The sequence below is a fragment of the Micromonospora sp. NPDC048169 genome, from assembly GCF_040652815.1.
In the GTDB taxonomy this organism is placed as follows: domain Bacteria; phylum Actinomycetota; class Actinomycetes; order Mycobacteriales; family Micromonosporaceae; genus Micromonospora.
Genome location: NZ_JBEZMS010000006.1, coordinates 66812 through 87320, shown reverse-complemented (window position 1 = coordinate 87320; position 20509 = coordinate 66812). Strand labels below are relative to the sequence as shown.

Annotated in this window: 16 protein-coding genes; 5 read left to right on the top strand and 11 right to left on the bottom strand. The window is 73.0% G+C overall.

Going from position 1 to position 20509, the window contains the following annotated elements:
- Positions 1–24 precede the first annotated feature (24 nt).
- The 3 genes from AB0D28_RS07760 to AB0D28_RS07750 all read left to right on the top strand — a co-directional run bounded on the left by AB0D28_RS07760 (position 25) and on the right by AB0D28_RS07750 (position 1673).
- Positions 25–711: an SDR family NAD(P)-dependent oxidoreductase gene (locus AB0D28_RS07760; protein ID WP_357383385.1), complete on the top strand. Its 687-nt coding sequence runs from the start codon at positions 25–27 to the stop codon at positions 709–711.
- A gap of 77 nt (positions 712–788) precedes the next feature.
- On the top strand, positions 789–986 hold the full coding sequence (locus AB0D28_RS07755; RefSeq protein WP_357383383.1) for an ester cyclase: 198 nt from the start codon (positions 789–791) through the stop codon (positions 984–986).
- 12 nt (positions 987–998) lie between these two features.
- Positions 999–1673: an NAD(P)-binding domain-containing protein gene (locus AB0D28_RS07750; protein ID WP_357383381.1), complete on the top strand. Its 675-nt coding sequence runs from the start codon at positions 999–1001 to the stop codon at positions 1671–1673.
- A 54-nt stretch (positions 1674–1727) separates the two neighbouring features.
- On the opposite strand, the gene AB0D28_RS07745 is transcribed toward AB0D28_RS07750, so the two are convergent.
- Positions 1728–3128 carry a glycoside hydrolase family 6 protein gene (locus tag AB0D28_RS07745; protein ID WP_357383379.1) on the bottom strand — a complete coding sequence of 467 codons (1401 nt, stop codon included), beginning with the start codon at positions 3126–3128 and terminating at the stop codon, positions 1728–1730.
- A 251-nt stretch (positions 3129–3379) separates the two neighbouring features.
- Between AB0D28_RS07745 and AB0D28_RS07740 the strand changes: the two genes are divergently transcribed.
- Positions 3380–4672: a GAF domain-containing protein gene (locus tag AB0D28_RS07740; protein ID WP_357383377.1), complete on the top strand. Its 1293-nt coding sequence runs from the start codon at positions 3380–3382 to the stop codon at positions 4670–4672.
- A gap of 403 nt (positions 4673–5075) precedes the next feature.
- On the opposite strand, the gene AB0D28_RS07735 is transcribed toward AB0D28_RS07740, so the two are convergent.
- The 6 genes from AB0D28_RS07735 to AB0D28_RS07710 all read right to left on the bottom strand — a co-directional run bounded on the left by AB0D28_RS07735 (position 5076) and on the right by AB0D28_RS07710 (position 11821).
- Positions 5076–6143, bottom strand: coding sequence for a DUF2855 family protein (locus tag AB0D28_RS07735; protein WP_357383375.1), 1068 nt, complete (start codon positions 6141–6143; stop codon positions 5076–5078).
- A gap of 71 nt (positions 6144–6214) precedes the next feature.
- The gene (locus tag AB0D28_RS07730; protein ID WP_357383373.1) at positions 6215–8341 is read right to left on the bottom strand and encodes a radical SAM protein; all 2127 of its coding nucleotides are present in this window, start codon (positions 8339–8341) and stop codon (positions 6215–6217) included.
- 10 nt (positions 8342–8351) lie between these two features.
- Positions 8352–9749, bottom strand: coding sequence for a TfuA-like protein (locus AB0D28_RS07725; protein WP_357383371.1), 1398 nt, complete (start codon positions 9747–9749; stop codon positions 8352–8354).
- Positions 9742–10908, bottom strand: coding sequence for a YcaO-like family protein (locus tag AB0D28_RS07720; RefSeq protein WP_357383369.1), 1167 nt, complete (start codon positions 10906–10908; stop codon positions 9742–9744). Before AB0D28_RS07720 ends, AB0D28_RS07725 begins: the two co-directional genes overlap by 8 nt.
- Positions 10909–10939: 31 nt before the next feature.
- Positions 10940–11314 (bottom strand): hypothetical protein, encoded by a 375-nt coding sequence (locus AB0D28_RS07715; RefSeq protein WP_357383367.1) that lies wholly within the window; start codon positions 11312–11314, stop codon positions 10940–10942.
- A 144-nt stretch (positions 11315–11458) separates the two neighbouring features.
- The gene (locus tag AB0D28_RS07710) at positions 11459–11821 is read right to left on the bottom strand and encodes a hypothetical protein (RefSeq protein ID WP_357383365.1); all 363 of its coding nucleotides are present in this window, start codon (positions 11819–11821) and stop codon (positions 11459–11461) included.
- Between the two features lie 335 nt (positions 11822–12156).
- Between AB0D28_RS07710 and AB0D28_RS07705 the strand changes: the two genes are divergently transcribed.
- Positions 12157–12936 (top strand): MerR family transcriptional regulator, encoded by a 780-nt coding sequence (locus AB0D28_RS07705; protein ID WP_357383363.1) that lies wholly within the window; start codon positions 12157–12159, stop codon positions 12934–12936.
- A gap of 8 nt (positions 12937–12944) precedes the next feature.
- Here the strand turns inward: AB0D28_RS07705 and AB0D28_RS07700 are convergent, their stop codons facing one another.
- Genes AB0D28_RS07700 through AB0D28_RS07685 form a run of 4 tightly spaced genes read right to left on the bottom strand, consistent with a single transcriptional unit; the run spans position 12945 to position 20439 of the window.
- The gene (locus AB0D28_RS07700; RefSeq protein ID WP_357383361.1) at positions 12945–15977 is read right to left on the bottom strand and encodes an ATP-binding cassette domain-containing protein; all 3033 of its coding nucleotides are present in this window, start codon (positions 15975–15977) and stop codon (positions 12945–12947) included.
- A gap of 24 nt (positions 15978–16001) precedes the next feature.
- On the bottom strand, positions 16002–18185 hold the full coding sequence (locus tag AB0D28_RS07695) for an NHLP family bacteriocin export ABC transporter peptidase/permease/ATPase subunit (RefSeq protein ID WP_357383359.1): 2184 nt from the start codon (positions 18183–18185) through the stop codon (positions 16002–16004).
- On the bottom strand, positions 18182–18991 hold the full coding sequence (locus AB0D28_RS07690; RefSeq protein WP_357383357.1) for an HlyD family efflux transporter periplasmic adaptor subunit: 810 nt from the start codon (positions 18989–18991) through the stop codon (positions 18182–18184). Before AB0D28_RS07690 ends, AB0D28_RS07695 begins: the two co-directional genes overlap by 4 nt.
- Positions 18988–20439, bottom strand: a complete 1452-nt coding sequence (locus AB0D28_RS07685; protein WP_357383355.1) for a SagB family peptide dehydrogenase — start codon at positions 20437–20439, stop codon at positions 18988–18990. The genes AB0D28_RS07690 and AB0D28_RS07685 overlap by 4 nt, the downstream gene beginning before the upstream one ends.
- Positions 20440–20509: the final 70 nt, after the last annotated feature.

The following is a 20509-nucleotide window of genomic DNA, read 5'->3' as shown; positions in this document are numbered from 1 at the left end:
AAACTGGGAAGGCGAGGGAAGATCATGACCGTCACCCTGATCACCGGCGCGAACAAGGGCATCGGCTTCGCGACCGCCAGACAGCTCCTCGACCTGGGGCACGTCGTCTACGTCGGAGCGCGCGACACCGGGCGGGGCGAGGAGGCAGCCTCGGCTCTGGGGGCGCGATTCGTGCCGCTCGACGTCACCGACGACGACTCGGTGGCCAAGGCGCTGGCGACCGTCGACGCCGACGAGGGACGGCTGGACGTCCTCGTCAACAACGCCGGCATCGCCGAGAACGGTGTCGTCGACGGCCCCACCGCCCTCCGCGTCTTCGACACCAACGCGGTCGGGATCGTCCGTGTCACGGAGGCGGCGCTGCCGTTGCTGCGCCGGTCGTCCAACCCCGTCGTGGTCACGGTGTCGAGCAGCGCCGGCTCCTTCTGGGCGGTCACCGACCCCGAGCGGCCGGAGTACAACCTGACCTCACCGCTCTACTCGGCGTCGAAGTCCGCCGCCACGATGATCACCCTCCAGTACGCCAAGTCCCAGCCGGGGATCAGGTTCAACGCGGTCGAGCCGGGCTACACCGCCACCGACCTGACCGCCTCGATCGGCGGCGGCAGGACCCCGGCGGAGAGCGCCAGGACCGTCGTACGCCTGGCGACGCTTCCCCCCGACGGCCCGACCGGAACCCTCCAGGACGACCTCGGGCCCTTGCGCTGGTAGCCACCCGCTCCGAGAAAGCAACTCCGACCAAGCAGACCGAGACCCCGGCCGGGGTCCGCACATCAGAGGACAGTGACATGACCCAGCACGATCTCCGCGACTGGTACCTGCGCTACGGCACACCGGTGAAGGAGTGGCTGGGCGTACCGCCCTCCGGCGCCTCGTTCGAGATCGTCGAGTACGCCATCTACAAGGTCAGCGACGGGCGGTTCGCGCAGATGACCGCCCCGCACGACTCGGCCGAGATGCTGCGGCAGCTCACCGCCGCCCGCTGACGGGCACCGACGATGACAACCATCGGCATCATCGGCGCGGGCGAGGTCGGCAGCCAGCTCGCCCGCGCGGCGGTGGCGGCCGGGTACCGGGTCGTGATCGCCAACTCGCGGGGACCGTGGACGCTGACGGACCTGGTGGCCGAACTCGGGCCGTCGGCGCGGGCGGCGTACGCGCCGGAGGCGGCGGCAGCGGGCGACTTCGCGATCGTCGCCGTACCGCTGAAGGTCGTGAACGACATGCCGGTCGAGGAACTGGCCGGCAAGGTCGTGCTGGACACGAACAACTACATGGTCTGGCGGGACGGGAACATCCCGGTCCTCGACTCGGGCGAGAAGACGGTCCACGAGCTGCGCCAGGAACAACTCCCCACGTCGAAGGTCGCCAAGGCGTTCACCCACATCCAGGCGCCACGGCTGCTGACCTCGGCCCGGCCCGCCGGCGCGCCGGACCGGCTGGCGCTGTCCGTCTCAAGCGATCACCCGGAGGCGGTCGAGCTGGTGACGCGACTGTACGACCGGTTCGGCTTCGACACCGTGGACAACAGCCCGCTGAGCGAGTCCTGGCGTACCGGCCCGGGCCAGCCGGCGTGGATCCGCCACGCGCACCAGGACCGGGAGGAGCTGGCGCGCAATCTGAGGCGGGCACGGCGGCTCGTGACTCCGGTGCGGACGGCAGCGGAGAGGTGAGAGGCCCGGCGCGGAGAGCGATCCTCCGCGCCGGGCCCCGGGTGCCGGTTCCGGTCAGGCGGCGCAGGTGGCGGTGGCGCCCTGGCCGGTGCCGGTGCCCTGGAAGCCGAAGTTGGTGGTCTGGCCGGCTCCGACCTGCCCGTTGTAGCCCACGTTCGTGAACCGGACGGTGCCGCTGGTGCCGCTGGCCTGGGCGTTCCACGTGCCGGTGATCGAGGCGCCGCCGGGCAGCGCGACGGTCACGGTCCAGCCGTTGATGCCGGTGGAGCCGGCGGTGACGTTCACGCTCGCGGTGAAGCCGCCGTTCCACTGGTTGATCGCGACCGACGCGGAGCAGCCGTTACCGGCCGGCGGCGGGGTGGTCGGCGGCGCCGTGGTGGGCGGCGCGGTCGTCGGCGGCGCCGTGGTGGGCGGCGCGGTCGTCGGCGGCGCCGTGGTCGGCGGGTTGGTCGTCGGCGGCGCGGTGGTGGGCGGGTTCGGCGCGCCGTTCGCGAGACTGAAGGCCAGGTCCGGCTGGAACGAACCGGCCGTGTAGCGGCAGCCGTCCGCCTCACCCGGCGGCTTCACCCAGAGGTACGCGTCGATGTTGGCGTCGCCGGTGTTCGTGGTCGGGTACTGCCCGATCCGCCGGTCGGTGTTGTCGTCGGCGCACCAGTCACCGGCGGCTCCCCCGTTGCGGCTGGTGTCGATGACCTGCCGCTTGCCGGAGATGCCCATGCCGTTGAGCGCGGAGATGACCGCCCGGCCGAAGTTGGCCTCGCTGGAGGTGGGGTTGAAGTTCGACACGTTCGTGAAGAAGCCGTCGGCGTACTGCACGCCGGCCGCCCGCAGCCGGTTGGCCGTGTCGTTCGCGCTGTTCCAGGTCGAGTGGCCGCCGTCGAGGTAGACCTTGGCGTTGGGGTTCCCCGACTTGATGGTCTGGGTCGCCGTGGTGAGCGCCTGGTTGCGGGCGTTCAGCTCGCTGGGGCTCAGGCAGGTCTGGAGCGCGAGCGAGTCGGTCTCCAGGATGATCAGGACGGTCTGGTTGCCGAGTCCCCTGGCGAAGTTGGACACCCAGGTCTGGTACTGGTTGAGGTCCGGCGCCCCGCCCGCGCTGGCCCCGCCGCAGTCCCGGTTGGGGATCTCGTACACCGACAGCACCGGAATCTGCTGGGCCGCGTTGGCGGCGCCGACGAAGCCGGAGACCTCGGACTGGATGGTCGACGGGTTGAAGTTGGCGTACCAGCGGGCCTGCGGCTGGCTTGCGATCTTGTCGCGGATGACGGCTGCCCGCGAGTCACCGGGGTTGGCGGCGACCCAGCGGACGACCGCCGAACTCGGGTCGCGGTAGAGCGTTCCGGACACGGTGCCGGCGGACGCGCCGCCGACGGCGAGGCAGACACCAGCCGCGGCGGTGCCCGCGACGGCCGCCACGCTGATGGCCGCTGACCTGCGGCGGGACGAGAGGATAGCCACGACGTGTTTCCTCCTGATCACATAGATGTATCTAAGTTCATGGGAGCGTTCCCACGACGGTAACGGAGGCGGGCGTCGATGCCAAGATGTGAACGGCAGCCACTCTCGGAGGAAGTGCCCGGAGTCGGCCGGTCGGCACGTTCCACCGGTATACCGGACGGCGGCCGCGCGGCCCTACCCGTAATCTGACCATGGTCACCGGCGCGGGCCCGCCGGCCGACCGACGACGCCGGTGCGGAGGGAGACCAGGGATGACGGCGCTACCAGGCCAGCGTCCGACCACCGTGGGTTCACCGGTCGCCGCGCGAGCCGCGGACGAGGACCTGCGGACGCTGTTCGGGCAGTCCATCGCCGTCTTCGCGGCCCTCGCGGGGCCGACGCACGTGGTCGAGGCGGCGAACCCGGCGTTCTTCGCGGCCATCGGCGAGGAGCGCGCGCGCACCGGGGTCACGCTCGCCGAGTTGATGCCCGAACTGGACGGTCAGGGCTTCATCGCCCTGCTGGACGAGGTCTACCGCACCGGCGAGTCCTACACCGGCCACGACGCCCGGATCATGCTGGGCACCGGGTCACAGGCCCGGGAGACGTTCTTCGACTTCACCTACGAGGCACGCCGCGACGCCGCCGGCACGGTGACCGGGATCCGGGTCATCGGGGTGGAGACCACACAGGTCAAGCAGGCGCAACGGCTGATGGCCGAGCACCGCGCCATGCTGGAGCAGATCGCCCGTCAGGCCCCCCTGGCCGAGGTGCTCGACGGGATGGCCCGCCGCATCGAGAACCTCGCGCCGCAGGAGGTGCTCGTCTCCGTCCTGCTCGCCGACACCGACGGCCGGCACCTGCGCCACGGCGCCGCGCCCAGCCTGCCCGACTTCTACAACGAGGCCATCGACGGCATCGCCACCGGTGAGGGCGTGGGCTCGTGCGGCACCGCGGCGCACCGGCGGGAACCGGTCATCGTCACCGACATCGCCACCGACCCGTTCTGGGTCGACTTCCGCGATCTGGCCGGGCGGGCGGGGCTCGCCGCCTGCTGGTCCACCCCGATCCTGGCCCGTGACGGCAGCCTGCTCGGCACGTTCGCCATGTACCACCGCACCCCGCGCGTCCCGCAGGACGCCGACCTGGCCCTCGCCCGGGTCTTCGCCGGCACCGCGGCCCTGGCCATCGAACGCCACCACATCGAGGAGGCGAAGGCCGCCGCGGACGCCCGCGCGCGGGCCGCCCACGACGAACTGGCCCGGGTGGTCCGGGCGGAACGGGAACTGCGGGCCGAGGCGGAGCAGCGCGCCGCAGCCGCCGCGGAACTCACCGCCCGGCTGCGCGCCGCCGCCGCCGCGCAGGCCGCCTCCCCTCGCCCCGAGCGGTGTCAGCTCGGCGGCAGCGACGGCTGCGCGGCACCCGCCGAGATCAAGGTCGCCGACTCGTGGGGCGACTCGGCGTGGGGCTGCCCGGTCCACGTCGAGGAGGCCATCATCAACGTCCGCTCGGTCTTCATCGCCAACGAGGAGCTCGGCGGCCTGGCCGCCTACGTCAACCGCTGACCACTGACAGTGCCCGGCGGCAACGTCCGGAACCTGTGCGTGCGGCTGGCCGTCACGCCCGGGTGCGGGCCTAGCGTCGGGCGGGCGCGGCCGGCTCGTGAGCGGGACGCGCCGCGGTGAACGGGCTCCGCAGGCGCGTCATGGATTCGGCGCTGACGTCCGCGGTCGGGCTGCGCTCGTCGTCGGTGGCCCCGAGCCCGTCTACACGGAAGGGGTTCAGGGCGAACGTGTTGTCGGGCACAAGGTGCTCCAAGGGAATCTGCACGGCAGCGCTCGACTCAGTCATCGCGGCTGGGAAACCGTGGGAGAAGCAAGGGGTGGCGATCAGTCTTCGGTACCCCGCGTCGTCAGCCTAGCGCGCATCGGCCGGGCGGGCGCGCCGCGGTCGAAATCGGCGATGTTCTTACAGCTGGACGACGTGCCCCACCCGTGGTGGCGTACGGCCCGCGAGGACGTCGAGCCACGCCTCCCGCAGCGCCTCCGGGCCGGTGCCGACCCGCACGTCGAGCCATCCGCTCACCACCTGGGAGAACCGCTGCCAGGCATCGGCGAACCGGTCGTCGAGGCCGGCGCGACCCCAGTCCCGACTGCGCTTGCGGATGCGTACCGGCGCGAAGAAGACCTCCCCGGCGGCGTCGGCGTTCGGCGTCTGCTGGGTGAGCCCGACGGCGATGTCCCGGACGAGGAGATCGCCGAGGTGCGTGCGCAGGGCGGCGCGGGTCGCGGGTGAGCCGGACAGGTCGAGGTAGACGGTCGGTGCGGCGTCGAGCGTGCCGATGTCGTCGTACGAGACGACCTCGTCGTAGCAGCCCAGCGCACTGGTGAAGGCGACATTGCCGGGCGAGGTGAGCCCGATCAGGCGTGGGCCGCGCCCGTGCAGTTCGAACGCGGCGGCGTACGCCGTCTTGCTCGACGCCGACGACAGCACCAGTGACCGCGCTCCGTAGGCGCCCTCGTCGAGGATCTGGTCGGCGAGCATGAACGAGGTGAAGAACAGCGGCCGGAACAGGATCAGCAGGTCCTCCTGATCCGCCCGGTACGCCGGATCGCCGCCGGTCGACCGGTAGGCGTTGTACGGCGAGGGCAGGCCGGCCCGGTGTGTGCTCGCGTCGCGGAAACCGGACGCGTCCACCCGGTCCGGGCGCACCACGAGGTGACGGGCGGGCGGAAGATAGCCGTACACCCGCTGGCCCGGTTCGACCCCGGCCACCGCGGACGCCTCGACCTCGGCGAAGCCCCACAGTGGTGGGAGGCCCCACCGCTCGTCGAGCGCGCGGGGAGCGGGCGGGAAGAACTCCCAGTAGCGCATCGCCTCGCCGAGCACCGCGTACGTCACGTTGTTCGCGGTCAGGCCGACGCGCTCGACGCGCAGCAGCGCCTCCCCGTCGGAGAGGCCGGGCGCCGGGCCGCCGACGAGCGTGGTGTCGGCGAGGTCGTCCCGGGCCACAGCGAACGTCCACGAGTCAGGCATGGTCTGACGCTAGGCAGGCGCGGCCCGGGAGACAAGATGCACTGCGAGTGCAAAATCCCACTCCGCGCGGGTCACCGCACCGGCTCGGCCGGAAGCTGGTGCCGGCGGATCAGCCGCTGCCCGATGAAGGTGCGCCAGACCCGGTCGGCGACAGCCGGTTCGACGATCCAGAGGCGGCGCTGCGCGTCGGCGAGGGTGAGCGGCGCGCTGAACAGATCCAGGAACAGCCGGCTGCTGCGGTTGAGGGCGAACACCTGGCCGTCGGTGCGACGGAACAGGTGCCGGTTCGCCGGCAGCTCGCCGGGTGCGCCCTCCTGCTCGTCGGAGCGGATCCGCCGGTACGCGTCCCACACCTGCTCGTCGTCGCGATCCACGAAGACGCCGTTGGCGAGGAACTCGGTCTCGTCGTCGGTGTCGTGCCGGACCCGGTCGTGGGCGAGCACGCCGCGCACCGCCGTGCCGTACCGGTCGTGGTAGAAGAACGTGTGCGGGGTGTCGGTGCTGCCCAGCCAGGGCCGGTGGAAGTGGCCCGGGTTCAGGTCGGCCTTGGCCCTGGCCACCTCGGCCTGCGCCGCCTCGGTCACCGGCTCGTCGTACCGGAGCATCCGGACGATGTCCGAGCCCTCCACCGGCCGCACGTTGGTGATGCCGAACCGCTCCGGCTCCTTGGCGACGATGGCGCCCGGGGTCAGCATGAAGTCGCCGAGCCCGCCGAGGGTCCACAGGTCGGGGTTGTCGCGCAGGAACGTGATGCTGTCCAGCGCCTCCTCCCGGGTCTCGGTGGGGAAGCCGGTGAAGCCCATCATCTGCACGCCGATGTTGGCCTTCGTCATCGCGGTCATGGTGCGCCGCACCTGCTCCGGCTTGGTGCCCTTGTCGATCAGGTCGAGGATGCGCTGGTTGCCGGACTCGAAGCCGACCGACACGGCCACGCAGCCGCTGCGCCGCAGCAGCTCGCAGCGCTCGTCCGACCAGTACTTCTCCAGCCGGATCTCGGCGCCCCAGCGGAAGTCGAGCCCACGCTCGACGACCTGCTCGGCGAAACGCAGGATGGTAGCGGGCGCGAGCACGTCCACCGAGAAGTAGATGAACTTGGCGAACTTCGACAGTTCGGTGACGTCCGCGACCATCTTGGTCACCGTGTCCTGCCGCCACGGGCTGGTGGGGCCGTCGGTGTTCAGGCCGTAGTCGCAGAACGTGCACTTGTTCCAGTAGCAGCCGCGCGTCGGCGAGTAGTAGACGAACCGCTCCGGGCTGAGATAGAGGTCCCACGGCAGGCCGGAGAAGTCCGGCACCGGCACCTGGGCCAGGCGCTCGTAGCGCAACGGCAGTTGACGCTGGCGGCCGTACCTGGGGTGCAGGCGGACGTTCGGGTGCCCGGCCGGCAGCGTGCCGGTGGCGACCGCGTCCAGGATCTCGGTGTACGCGCTCTCCCCCTCCCCGACCACTATCGCGTCGAAGTCGGCGAGCACCTGGAAGACGTACTCGGGCCGGCCGGCGCACTTCCAGAGGTCGGAGATCTCCGTACCGCCGGCGACGAGGAAGGCGTCCGGGCAGGCCCGGCGCACGAGCCGGGCGATCCAGAGCGCGAACGGTAGCTGCCACTGGTAGGTGACGCTGATCCCGATCACCTGATGGTCGCCGGCGGCCAGCCGCGGGATGAGCACGTCCTCGTAGTACGGCTGGAAGGGCCGGTTGAGCCGGCCGAGCAGCGCCTCGTCGGTCAGCGCGGCCACCGAGCCGATCGAGACCATCGGTGGTGGCTGGAGCCGGAAACCGGCCCGGAACTGCCCGGGGAAACCGACCGCGCCGAGCGCGTCCATCCAGGAGATCACGCCCTCGACCGCGTCCTGGTAGTGCCGGTAGTCGTAGAACAGGTTCGGGTCCTGCAACACGCCGATCGACCGGCGCAGCCGCTCCGGGTCCGGGTCGGGCAGGCCGAGGTGGTTCGCCCGGGCCATCAACGCGTCCGGGCCGCTGAGGTCGTCGGTCGAGCGCCGGGACAGTTCCCGTCGCAGCCACTCGTACGCCCCCGGGGTGTACGAGTGGTGGAACGCCTCGATGTTGGCGTCGATGATCTCCGCCGGCCGGTGCCCCTGCGCCCGCGCGTACGAGTCGAGGTAGTTCAGCGAGTGGTATCCCGACGTGGGGTCGGTCAGCGGGGGGTAGACAAGTGCCGCCTTCACCGTTGCGGTCATCGACGCCTCCTCAGCCGATCCGGGCCGCTGAACCGGCCGGGCTGTCCTCCTGCGCGCGCTGCGCCACCGCCGGCAGTCGCGGTGCGCCGAACGCCTTGACGTACGCCACGAGCGGTTCGGCGGCGTACCGGAACGCCGCCAGGCTGTCGAAGCCCCGGTCCCACGCCGCCGCTTCCAGGCCACCGTCGTCGCAGCCCCACAACCGCGCGAAGCACCCGTCGACCACCTCGGTGCGGAAGTGGAGCCGGCCGCCCGGGCGGCGGTGTCCCGTCGTACGCGGGACGAGCGTCTCGTTCAGCGACGCCGCGGTCGCCGCGACCTGCCGCGCCGCGGCGAGCATCGCGCGGGTACGCAGCGGCGCCGCGACCATCCAGAGCGCCAGGCTGCGGTACGGCGTGGTGCCGAACGCCCGCACCAGCACCCGCAGCACCGCCTCGCGGTCGTCGATGCCCCGGTCCCGGTCGGTGAGCCATTCCCAGCCGCCCGGTGGCACGCCGGTGAGGCCACGGTCGCGGGCCGCCCGGTGGGCGCGCTCCTCGACCGCCGGGTGGGTGATGTCGAGTTCGGCCAGCCCGGCCAGCACCCCGCGCCGGTGCCAGGCCGGCGCCTCGGGATGCATCAGCATCAGCACCGCCGCGGCCTCCCGGTCGCTGACCCAGTGGCCGCCGACCGACGCCCCGGCGAACCGTGACCGCCAGCTGTCGAGGAAACGGGTGTGCAGGTTGTCGATCGGCTGGTCCCCGGCGTGCGCCGGGCACAACTCCGGCGCGTTCTCCGCCGCCATCGACAGCAGCAGCCGCGCGTCGGCGCCCTTGGCGTCCCCGGGATCGCGCCGTCGCCAGGTGAGGAACCGGTCCACCGCGCCCGCGGCCCCGGGCGGCGCGGTGCGCTCCAGCGCGCGGTACGACCGCCGCCGGAACGGCAGTTCCCGGGCGATGTCCAGCAGCAGCTCGGCCTCGGCCGGGCTGAGCACTCCGGCGGTGACCGCGCGGCGCAGCTCGACCCGGATGTTCACCAGCGGCTCGCTCAACGTGCGGTGACCCTCCTCGGCGGGCCCGTGCACCACCGCCACCTCGTCGTCGCCGGTGACCACACCGTCGCGGTAGAGCCGGAACACCTCGCCCACGCCACGCATGCCGAACGGCCACAGCTCGGCGGCGCGCAGCGCGCCCATGCTTGCCGCGCCGGCCACCGTCACCCCACGGTCGAGCAGGTCGAGGATCTCCCGGTGACGGACCGGCGGGTGTTGCAGGAAGAACCCGTCGATCACGAGGACCCGGTCGCCGGGGCCGACGTCCAGGCGGAGCAGGTCGCCGTGCGCGACAGGTGGCAGCACCACCGCCTCGGGCATCAGCCGGCCCACCTCGTCGGCCGGCAGGCTCGGTCCGATGAAGACGACATCAGTCACGCGGTGCTCCCGGTCGGGTGCTGAGGGCCCGCTCGTCGAACATGCGCAGGCCGGGGGCGAACACCTTGCTCACCGGGATGCCGATGTCGTCGTGCGTCAGGTCGACGCGGAACGGCTCGACTCCGGTGATCCGCTGCACCCGCGCCGCCAGCTCACGCAGCACCTGGGTCACGTCCCCGGCGGGCGGGGGGTCTCGGCGGACCGGCCCGGCGGGCCGGTCGACAGTGGGCGGCGGCACCGGCGGCGCGCCGACGTCGTGGTACGCCGTGGCGTCGATGTCGTCGCGGGCACCGGAGACCATGACCAGCCGGGACTGCGCCGCCTCCGCCATGGCCCGGCCGACAGCGATCTCGGGGTCGACGTGGCAGCCGAAGCCGCCGAAGGTGACCGGCAGGTCCGGGGACCAGATCGAGGCGGCGTAGCAGGGCACGCCGACCTCGTTCGTGATGTCGCAGACCTCCACCCAGCAGCCGGCCCGGAGCAGCGCCTCGTGCACGGTGCGGGTCATGGCGTTGGTGGCGGTGCCCGGGTCGGTGTAGGTGCGCTCGGTCAGCGGCGAGGTGCAGTACGGGGCGATGCAGTCGCGCTCGACGACCTCCAGCAGGGCGTGCAGGCTGGCCTCGGCGAGCGTGTTGCCGGTGGCCAGCCCGTTGCTGCTGGCGGTGAACAGGGCGCGGTCCCAGCCACGCCGGACGGTGAAGTCGAGTTCGATGGTGGCGCGGGGCACCAGGCAGGGCGTACCGGTAACCAGTCCACGGCCTTCGACCCAGTCGAGTTCGACGGCGGGGGTCAGCGGTGACCGCTCCGCCAGGTGCAGCCACCGCACGTCGTACGGCAGGTCCAGCGCCTCGGCCGGGGACCGGACGGCGGTCCCCGGCCGGAGGTTCTCGGCGTGCCAGGACTCGATGCTCTCCATCACCGCGCTGACCCGGGACTGCATCGCCGTGGCGCCGGTGCCGACGCTCACCGCCATGGTGGCGCCGACCGGCCGGTAGGCGACGTGCACCGGCAGGCCGATCTCGTCGAGCCGGGTGATGTCGGCGACCCGGGTGAGCCGGAACCGGTCGAGCATGCCGCCGACCCGTGCCCAGGTCTGCTCCACTGTGGCCGTCCGGTAGGTGCCGGATCGGAAGGCGATGGTCTCGGTCGTGTCAGTCATCGAGGCTCCCGGCGGGGGTGGGGGGAGGAACTCAGACGATGAGGACGGCGATGATGTTGACGTTGTTGTCGGCCGCCGCGGCCACGCCGCCGGCCACCGTCTCCAGTTCGGCCTCGGTCAGCTCGTTGAGGTCGACCAGCGGCACCTCGGGCACGTGCAGCACGTGCCGGCCGGGCGTGCCGGACCAGTCGGCGACGATCTGCTCCTTGGTGTAGAGCGTGGCGGGCTGGGCGCGGTCGACCTCGACAGTGGCGCCGGGGGCGACCGGCAGGCCGGCCGCGGTCGCGTAGCCGGTCGGGTCGGCGAGGAGGCGCTGGAGTTCCTCGTCGCTGCGCCACACGGCGGTGACCAGTTCCGAGTACTTGGTCACGAACCTGGCACCGTATTCCTGGTCGTCGTTGCTCATCTTTCGGTCCTTTCGTGGGGCTGCGGGCCGGGCGGTTAATTGCTGTGGCGAGAACGCTAGGAAGATCGAGGTGAGGCAATCAAGCATTTCCGCTGGCTGCCATCAGAATCTGCCGTGCCGCCCGGCGGGCGGCAGACATCGGTGTCAGGTGCAGCAGCACGGACAGCAGCAGGCACAACTGGAGTCCAGCCCGGCGACGACACTGTCCAGTTCGTCCTCGGCCAGCTCCGCCTCGGCCACCGGCAGCAGCGACGGCACGAACAGCACGAAGGCGCCGGTGACCTCCGCCAGCTCCCACGACTCGACCTGCACCTCAAGGTCCGGATCGGCGTCGGCGACGTCGCGAACCACCCGGACCTGCACATCCTCCGGCAGATGAAGGCCGTAGCCGGCGAGGAACGCCCGCGGGTCGGAGTCCAGCGCCCGCTCCCTGGCCGGGTCGGCCCAGACGTCGGCGACCAGCCGGCTGTACGCGGCCACGAAGACCGCCCGATCGACGTTTGTCACACCCCTGCTCCCTTCGACGGTCGGCCGCCCCGCGGTGACACCGGGACGGCGAAGGCAGCGCGGGAGGCCCGGGCCACCGGTTTCCGATTCATCGTGGGCCCGTGGACCGTGCCGCCCCGCCGGGCGAGTGGGAATTTCATCGAATGTGGCCGCGACGGGGCCGCAGCGCGGCGAAAGCCGGGTAATTGGGAATCAACGGCGTGCCACGGATTGGCGATTCTAATGATTGTCATCAGTGTGAACAAGTAGTGATTCCTCGCCTGTCACCCGCGCGTCGCCCGCACCTAGGCTGCGATCGCCGGCTCGCCCCCGTGACAGCGGTCCGGCGGGGTGCCGTGTTCCGTCACCGAGCGCTGCCGGAGGCCACCGTGACCATCGACGAGGTGACGACGACGCCCGGCGGCCCGGCCGGGTACAGCGTGGAGGAACTCGCCCGCAAGGTCGGGATGTCGCCGCGCAACATCCGCGCCCACCAGGCCCGGCGGCTGCTGCCCCCGCCGGTGCGGCACGGCCGGGCCGCGCTCTACGACGACTCCCACGTCCGCCGGCTGGACGCGATCCTCGCCCTGCAACGACAGGGCTTCAACCTGGTCTCCATCGAGGCCATGCTCGGGGTCCGGGCCGGCGACGAGGCGCCCGACGGGCTGACCGCGATGCTGCAACGACTGGCCGCCGAGCGTCCCGCGCTGGCCCACTCGCTCACCCGGCACGGCGTGATCGGACGGGCCGCCGACGGCACCGTCCGGACCACCCGGCCGCGCCCGCTACGCGCCGCCCTGGACCTGCATCGGGTACGGGTCGGCACGGTGCCGGCGTTGCAGACCCTGAGCGAGGTGCTGGACAGCCTCCGGCCGGTCGCCGGCGACCTGGTCGCCGCCGTGACCGCGAGACTGCTGGCCCTCGCGCCGGAGCTGGCCCGCAACGGCAACCGGTCGTCCTGGGCCGACCTCGACCGGGAGACCCTGCTGCTGACCCAGGGGGTGGTCGGCGTGCTCACCGAGGCGTTCCGGCTCGCCGTGGAGAACCAGGCCGAGGCGCACATCGCGGAGCTGCTGGAGAACCACCTCGACACCGACGTGTGCCTGGAGGACGGCGCGGTCATCGACAACGGCTGACCGGGCGGTCAGCCCGCCGCGGGCTGGCCGTCGGGCTGCCGGCTCTCCGCCACGGCGTCGACGCGTCCCGGCTGGTCCACCAGCTGCCGCCGCGCCAGCCGGTGGAACAGCCCGTTCGGCTGGTCCATCAACTCGTCGTAGGTGCCCCGCTGGACGATCCGCCCCGCTTCGAGCACCACGATGGTGTCCGCCGCACGGACCGTGGACAGCCGGTGTGCGATGACCACCCGGGTCGCGGCCATGGTCGCGGTGCTCCTGGTGACCATCTCCTGGGTCCGGTTGTCCAGCGCGCTCGTCGCCTCGTCGAAGAAGAGGATCCGGGGCCGGGGCGCCAGCGCGCGGGCGATCAGCACCCGCTGGCGCTGCCCGACGGAGAGCGTCCCGCCGCCGAACGGCACCATCGTGCTCATCCCCATCGGCAACGCCTCCAGGTCGTCGGCGAGCCCGGCCAGCCGCGCCGCCTCCCAGACCTGGTCCAGCGGGAAGCTGCCGGCGCCGCAGATGTTGTCACGTACCGAGCCGGCGAAGAGCTGGCCGTCCTGCAGGACCACCCCGCACTGCCGGCGTACCGCGTGCACGTCGAGTTCGGAGAGGTCCTGGCCGTCGTAGAGCACCGCGCCCTGCTGCTGGCGCTCGAAGCCGAGCAGCAGCCGCAGCAGCGTCGACTTCCCGCAGCCGCTCGGCCCCACGACCGCGACGAACTCGCCCGGGCGGACGTGCAGGTCTATGTCGACGAGCACCGGCGGCTCGTCCGGCTGGTACGCGAAGGTGACCCGGTGCAGTGCGACCTCGCCGCGCAACTCGCCCGGGTCCACCCGGTCGGGCCGGGCCTCGGGCTCGGCGCGCAGGATGTCCCGCAGGCCGCCCAGCCGGGGCACCGCCGCGATCACCTCGACCCCGGCGGACACCAGCACGAGCAGCGAGCCGAGCAGCATCGCGAAGCCGACGTTGAGGACGAAGAAGTCGGTCGGCGAGACCCGGCCGGAGAGCGGGCCCATCAGCACGGCGAACAGGACGAGCTGACCGGCGACCGGCAGCGCGGTGGCGAAGGCGACGAGGCCCGCCTGGCTCTGCCGGACCCGTTGCAGCGCCGCCCGGGCAGTCGCGGCCGCCTCCGACCAGCGGGCGTGGGCGCGGGACTCGGCGGCGGCAATCTTGATCTTGACGATGCCCCCGAGTAACTGGTTCGTCATCGCCGCCGCCCGGTGCTCGGCCGGCAGCGCGGCGTGCTGCCGGCGGGCGATCAGGACGGCGAAGGCGCCGAACGTCAGCATCGTGACGACGACGATCCCCACCCCCCACAACCCGAGCACGGGCTCCACCACCAGGAGCATGCCGAGGGTCACCGCGACGGTCGCGGACGCGGACGCGAGCTGCGGCAGCAGCGCGCTCAGCGCCTCGCCGACGAACGAGATCCCCAGCATCGAGTTGGCGATCTCACCGCTGCTGCGACCGGTGAAGAACCGGGCCGGCAGTCGCATGAGCCGGTCCCAGATCGCCATGTGCGTGCCGGACTGCAACCGGCCGTCCAGCCGCAGCAACCGCAGGTTCTGCATCACACCGACCAGTCCCGCGACCACCGCGGCGCTGAGCATCAGCGCGAGGAAGCCGAACAGCCCGTCCACCTCGCCCTGCCGGGCCAGCTGGCCGAGCACCTCGCCGGTGGCCAGCGGCACGCCCAGGCCCAGCACCGCCACGCAGGCGGCGGCGACCAGCAGCCCCCGCACGTCGCGGGCCGCGCCCACGAGCCCGGCCCGCAGCAGGTGACGCATCCGGGCGACCGGCGGCAGCGGCGCCTGCACCTGGGTCGCCTCGGCGGCCAGCGCCGCTGCCCCCGCCGCGTCGATCGGCCCGTACGCGCGGGTCTCCGGGTCGACGTGGTGGTAGCGGCCGCGACGGAACAGCAACGGCACCGCGACGGCGGCCGACGGATCGTCGCCGGTCCGCCACCCCACCAGCGGCCCCAGGTCCCGCCGCCACCACCGGTCCGGAAGCCGCACCTCGCGCAAGAAGAGGCTGGACGCCCGGGACACCGCACGCACCGCCGCCCGGTCGTCCAGCGGCGCGCGGCCGCGGTCCGCCGGCTCGTTGACCGGGCTGCCCATCCCCTCGGTCACCACCCGGAGCACCGAGGCCGCCCGCCCGTACCTGTCGAAGCCGGCCTCCGGGTCCGGGACCGCAAGCGCAGCGCCCGCGCCGATCACCCCGAGTGACCGGCGGGCCGCCGCGGCGAGGATCTCGGCGTCGATCTGCCGACGCCGTTCCACGCCGTTCAGCAGTGCCGCGTCGGCCTCCTCGATCCGGCTCTCCACCAGCCGCAGCAGCCGCACCACGTGCTGGTCGACAGCCGACCGGAGCTGGCCGGTGACCAGCAGGTCCCAGCTGCCGTGGCTCTCCACCGCGCACGGCGACTCGGCCACCACCCAGTCCCGCTCGGCGATCAGCAACAGCTCGCGCTCCCCCGACACCTCCGCCGGGCCCCCGTCGTTGCGGCGCAACTGCCCGCCGGCACTACGCAGCCACCAGGCGCCGCCGGTGGAGACGAGGGTGCTCCCCTGCGCCAGCGACACGATCTCGTGCCCGCTCAGGGTGGACGCCTCCCGGGGCGCCTGCCCCCGCCGCAGCGCGTCGGCGACGGCGACGAGCACAAGGTCCACCGCCGCGACCAACTCCGTGGCGGCGCCGCGCGCCCGCGGCGAGACCTCCTCGTCCGCCGGAAGGCCGGGCCGGACCTGCCGCTCCAGGAGGGACAGGTGTGGCCGGGGCAGCGCGCGCAGTTCCGTGCCGGGCAGCGGCACCAGGATCAGCTGCCACACGCCGATCGCCGTGGACGTCGGCACCAGGCCGCCCGCGGGCAGCCGGGCGACGTGGTGCCGACGGGACGGGTTCAACCCGGTCCGGCGCACCGCGAACAGGTCGGCCTCGCCGCCGGTCACCAGCCAGCCCGCCACCGGGTCGTCCAGGCGGCAGACCTCGCGTACGCCCTCGGCGCAGAAGCCGATCAGGCTACCCGCCGCGGGACCCTCCACCGCGCCGCTCATCAGCGTCTCCTCGTGTCGTGGCGGTCAGTGGTCCCGGACCAGGCGCGCGTACGCGCCGTCGCGGGCGACCAGTTGCTCGTGGGTGCCGCGCTCCACCTCCCGGCCGCCGTCCAGCACGACGATCAGGTCGCAGTCGCGGACCGTGGACAGTCGGTGCGCCACGATCAGGCAGGTCGCCCCCCGGCGGCGCAGGTGCAGATCGATCCGGCGTTCGGTCTCGGCGTCCAGCGCGCTGGTGGCCTCGTCGAGCACGAGGACCCGGGGATTGCGGACGAGCGCGCGGGCGATCTCCAGCCGCTGCCGCTGCCCGCCGGAGAAGTTGCGGGCGTTCTCCCGTACCGGACCGGCCAGGCCGCCCGGGCGGGCCGCCACCTCGTCGTATAGGCAGGCGTCGGTCAACGCGGCGACGACGTCCTCGTCGGCGACGGTGAGGTCCCACATGGTGACGTTGTCGCGGATCGTCCCCTCGAACAGCCGCTGGTCCTGGTCCACCATGGCCACCGTGGCCGCCCACAGGCCGTCGTCGGTGGCCGTCCGTTCCAGGCCGTCCACAGTGACCCGCCCGGTCCACGGGCGGTAGAGCCCGGCGACCAGCCGGCCCACAGTCGACTTGCCGCTGCCGGACCGCCCGACGAGCGCCACCCGGGCGCCCGGCGGCAGGTCCAGACTGAAGTTCTCCAGCAGCGGGCGACCCAGCGGGTTGTAGCCGAAGGTGACCTCCTCGATGCGCAGGTGCCCCTCCATCGGGGTCAACCGCCGCGCGGGCCGGTCCTCGGCCGGCGGCAGCGGGTACCGCTCCACGTCGCGCAGCCGGTTGAGGTCGGCGCTCATGTCCTGAAGCCGCGAGCCCAGCGCGGTCAGGTTGCCCAACGGCCGGTTCATCGCGGCGGCCAGGCTCTGCATGCCGACCAGGACGCCGACGCTCATCGCCTCCGCCACCACCTGCCGGCTGCCCAGCCCCAGCAGCACCGCCGTGGTCCCCGAGGCGAGGAACGCGGGCAGGACGGAGAGCACCGCCGTCGGCACCCCCAGCCGCTGCTGGCGGGAGGCGACTGTGGCGTGCCGCGCCGCGAACCGGGCCACGGCGCGTTCCTCCTCGCCGCCGGCCTTCACCGTCTCGATCATCTGAAGCGTGGTGTAGACGGTGGTCACCATCTTGCTGCGGTCCGCCTGGAGGCCCGCGACGGCAGTCGACCGGGTCGAGGCGACGTAACGCAGCACGCTGACGTTCAGCCCGGCGAGGACCGCCGCGCACAGACCGAGCAGCAGGTCGTACTGGCAGAGCAGCGCCCCGTACGCCAGCACCAGTCCGGTGTCCACGACTGTGGTGGCCGCCCGGCGGGTGAGCACCTCGGCGACCACCTCGTTGCCCCGGACCCGTTGGCCGAGGTCGGCGGCCTGCCGCTGGTCGAAGAAGGCCGGCGGCAGCCGCAGCAGATGCCGGAAGAACCGGGCGGCGCTGCTCAGGGCGAGCGCCGTCTCGGCGCGTACGGTCAGGCGCTGCTGGAGCAGGCTGGCCAGGAAGGTCAGCACCGTCGCCACCGCCACCGCCGCCACCAGCCCGGCGAACGCGGCCCGGTCCTCCTGCAACAGCACCCGGTCGACGAAGACCTTCGCCATCACCGGGATGGTCAAGCCGACCACGGCGATCAGCAGGCCGAGCAGCAGCATCTGCGCGATCGCCGAACCCGGGCCGCGCCACCGCTGCGCCAGCGCCCGCAGCAGCCGGTATCGGGTGCCGCCCGGCCGGAACTCCGGGCCGGGCTCCATGGTGAGCGCGACGCCGGTGAAGGCGCCGTCGAACTCCTCCCAGCTCACCGCGCGCGGCCCGGTGGCCGGGTCGTTTATGTAGACCTTGCGGCCGAGCCCCTCCAGCACCACGAAGTGCTCGAACCGCCAGAACAGCACCGCCGGCAGCGCGACGGTGGCCAGGCCGGCCAGGTCCATCTGGAAACCCTTGGCCACCATGCCGTACTTGCGGGCGCCCCGGAGCACGGTGGCCGCCGTGGAGCCGTCCCGGCTCACCCCGCACACCCGGCGCAGCTCCTCCAGGGGTACGTGCCGGCCGTGGTGGGCGAGCAGGATCCCCAGCGCGGCGGCGCCGCACTCCACCGCCTCCATCTGGATCAGGGTGGGCGTACGCACCCGTCGGCGGCGGATCCGGGGAATCTCCGGCGTCGCGGTGGCGGCTGTCGTCGGCGCGGTCATCGGCCCAGCAACCAGTCGATCGGGTGCTCCCGGTCCACTGTGAACCAGGCGGTGACCTCGCTGGCCGAGTTGAGCTGGAACGGTGGCGGGGACTTGGTCCAGCGCAGGCCACCCGGCGCGGCCGGGTCGGGTTCCAGGGTGACGGTCACCCGCACCACGCTGCCCCGGGCGAGCAGCCGCCGGACGTCCGGCCCGGTGCCCAGGAAGGCGCGCAGCGAGGCCTCCGTCTCCGGGAAGGCGCCGATGGTGGTCACCCGCCCGGCCAGGGTGCCGAACACGTTGCGCGGCGCCGCCGCGGCGGCCACCTCGACCGGTACGCCCGGTTGCAGCAGCGGCGCGGCGACGGCCGGGGCGTAGACGACCGCCTGCAACGCGTCCCCGGCGGTGTCCAGCCGCTCCAGGTCGGCCAGGTGCGTGCCGGGGGTGACGATCTCGCCCTCGGACACCAGCCAGGCCACCACGTACGCGTCACCCGGCGCGTTCTCCACCCGCACCTTGCCGTCCATCGACCGCAGGCTGTAGAGGGGCGTGCCCTTCGTCACCCGCTGGTGCGGTGACGCCCACACCTTGGTGACCTGACCGCTGTCCAGCGCGTCGAGTGCGGAGATGCCGTTGGAGTGGATCAGCACGCCGGCCGCCTCGACGGTCCGGGGCACCACCGTACGCACCGACCAGACCCCGGCGGCGACCACGACGATGAGCAGAGCGGCGGTGGCCAGCCAGTTCGGCACGGTGGTCAGCCGGACCGCCCGGTCGAGCTGCTCGGGCGCCTCCAACTGGCGCAGCGCCTGCCGCCGGAACTTCACCGCCGGCCTCCCGCGCCGGCGGGGTGGCGGGAGCCGAGCAGGAAGTCCGCCACGCTCGGTTCGACGAGCGGGTCGAGCCCGGACAACTCGGCGAAGGCCTGGGAGTCCCCGGCGCCGAGAGCACACGGCGCCAGTCCCATCGCGGTGGCGACGAGATACATCTGCTGGGTCAGCACACCAGCGTCCTTGAGAATCATGGCGTAGCTCATCCCTTCGTACTTCCACATCAGCCGCTGCACGCGCGCGGTGACCACCAGGACCGTCTGCGGCGGCCGGGGCATGGCGCCGGCCGCCCGGGCGTACGCCAGCAGCCGGTCGGCGGCCACGCCCCACCCGGCGACCGGTTCCAGCCGGTGCCCGACGGCGTCGTAGTGGTAGAGCCCGGGGTCGAGCCCCGCGCAGCGCGCGACCAGCGGATAGATCTCCAGCTCGTAGACCCCGCCGCCGCCGGGGTAGGGCCGGTGGCCCACCTCCTGCCCGCCGGCCTCACCGGCGACAGTGGTGTGCTGCGTCCGGTACAGGAACTCCGCCAGCCGGTCCAGCGGCAGCGGCGCGGTGTCGTCGTGCTCGCGTACGGTGCGCCGCTCCGCGACGACCTGGCTGAACGCGGGTTCCGCCTTGGCGATCGTCGCCAGGTCGGGCAGCGGCAGCTCGATCGCCCGGTCCCCGTCGTACGGGCGGCGCAACGGCTGCGGCGCGAAGCGCTCCCGCATCCGGTAGGTGCCGCCCACCGGCAGCGCGTGCCGGCCGGCCCGGGAGCGGTGGTGCAGCCGCAGCTCCTCCGGTGACCAGTACGCCAGCGGCGCGTCGTCGTGCTCCGCCTCGTACTCGGCGTCGGTGACCAGGATCCGGGCGGTGGCCAGCTCGTCGAGCACCCGGCCGGCGGCCTCCGGCGACACGCCGAGCGTGCGGGCCACCGTGTCGGGTCCGAGGCCCGGCACCGCGGCGGCCAGGACCGCACCGAGGGCGGCGTCGGCGCAGCCGACGGTGAGGGTGCTCAGCGACGACGCGGCCACCAGCGTTCCCCGTTCGTGCTGGAGGGTGGCGAAGCGGGAGAGCCGGTAGCGGACCCCGGGGGTGTGCGGACGGCTCTCCGGCAGGCTGCCCCGGCCCAGGCCGGTGGGTACGAGGTCGAGCAGCGGCCGGTCGTCGACCTGGACGCGGCGTTCCAGCCAGCAGTGGGCGAGCAGCCGGCGCAGCAGCAACTGGGCCGGCAACACCCGGCTCTCCCCCTCCAGGCCGCTGATCAGCCGTCCCACCTCGACGTCGCCGACCCAGTCGGCGGCGAGCCGCAGCAGCAGCGCCCGCCGGCCCATGCCCGGTCGCTCCAGGGTGAGCCGGAAGCGGGTCTGCCGCAGCACCAGCGAGCCGTCCTCACCGAGCCGCAGCTCGGCGTCCCGGCGCAGCCGGTACGACTCCTGCACCGGCGGGCCGGCGGCGCCGGTCACGACGGCCACCGGCCGGTCGGGTCCGCCACGGTGCTCATCCCCACATCCCTTCCACGTTCCCGGCGGGCCG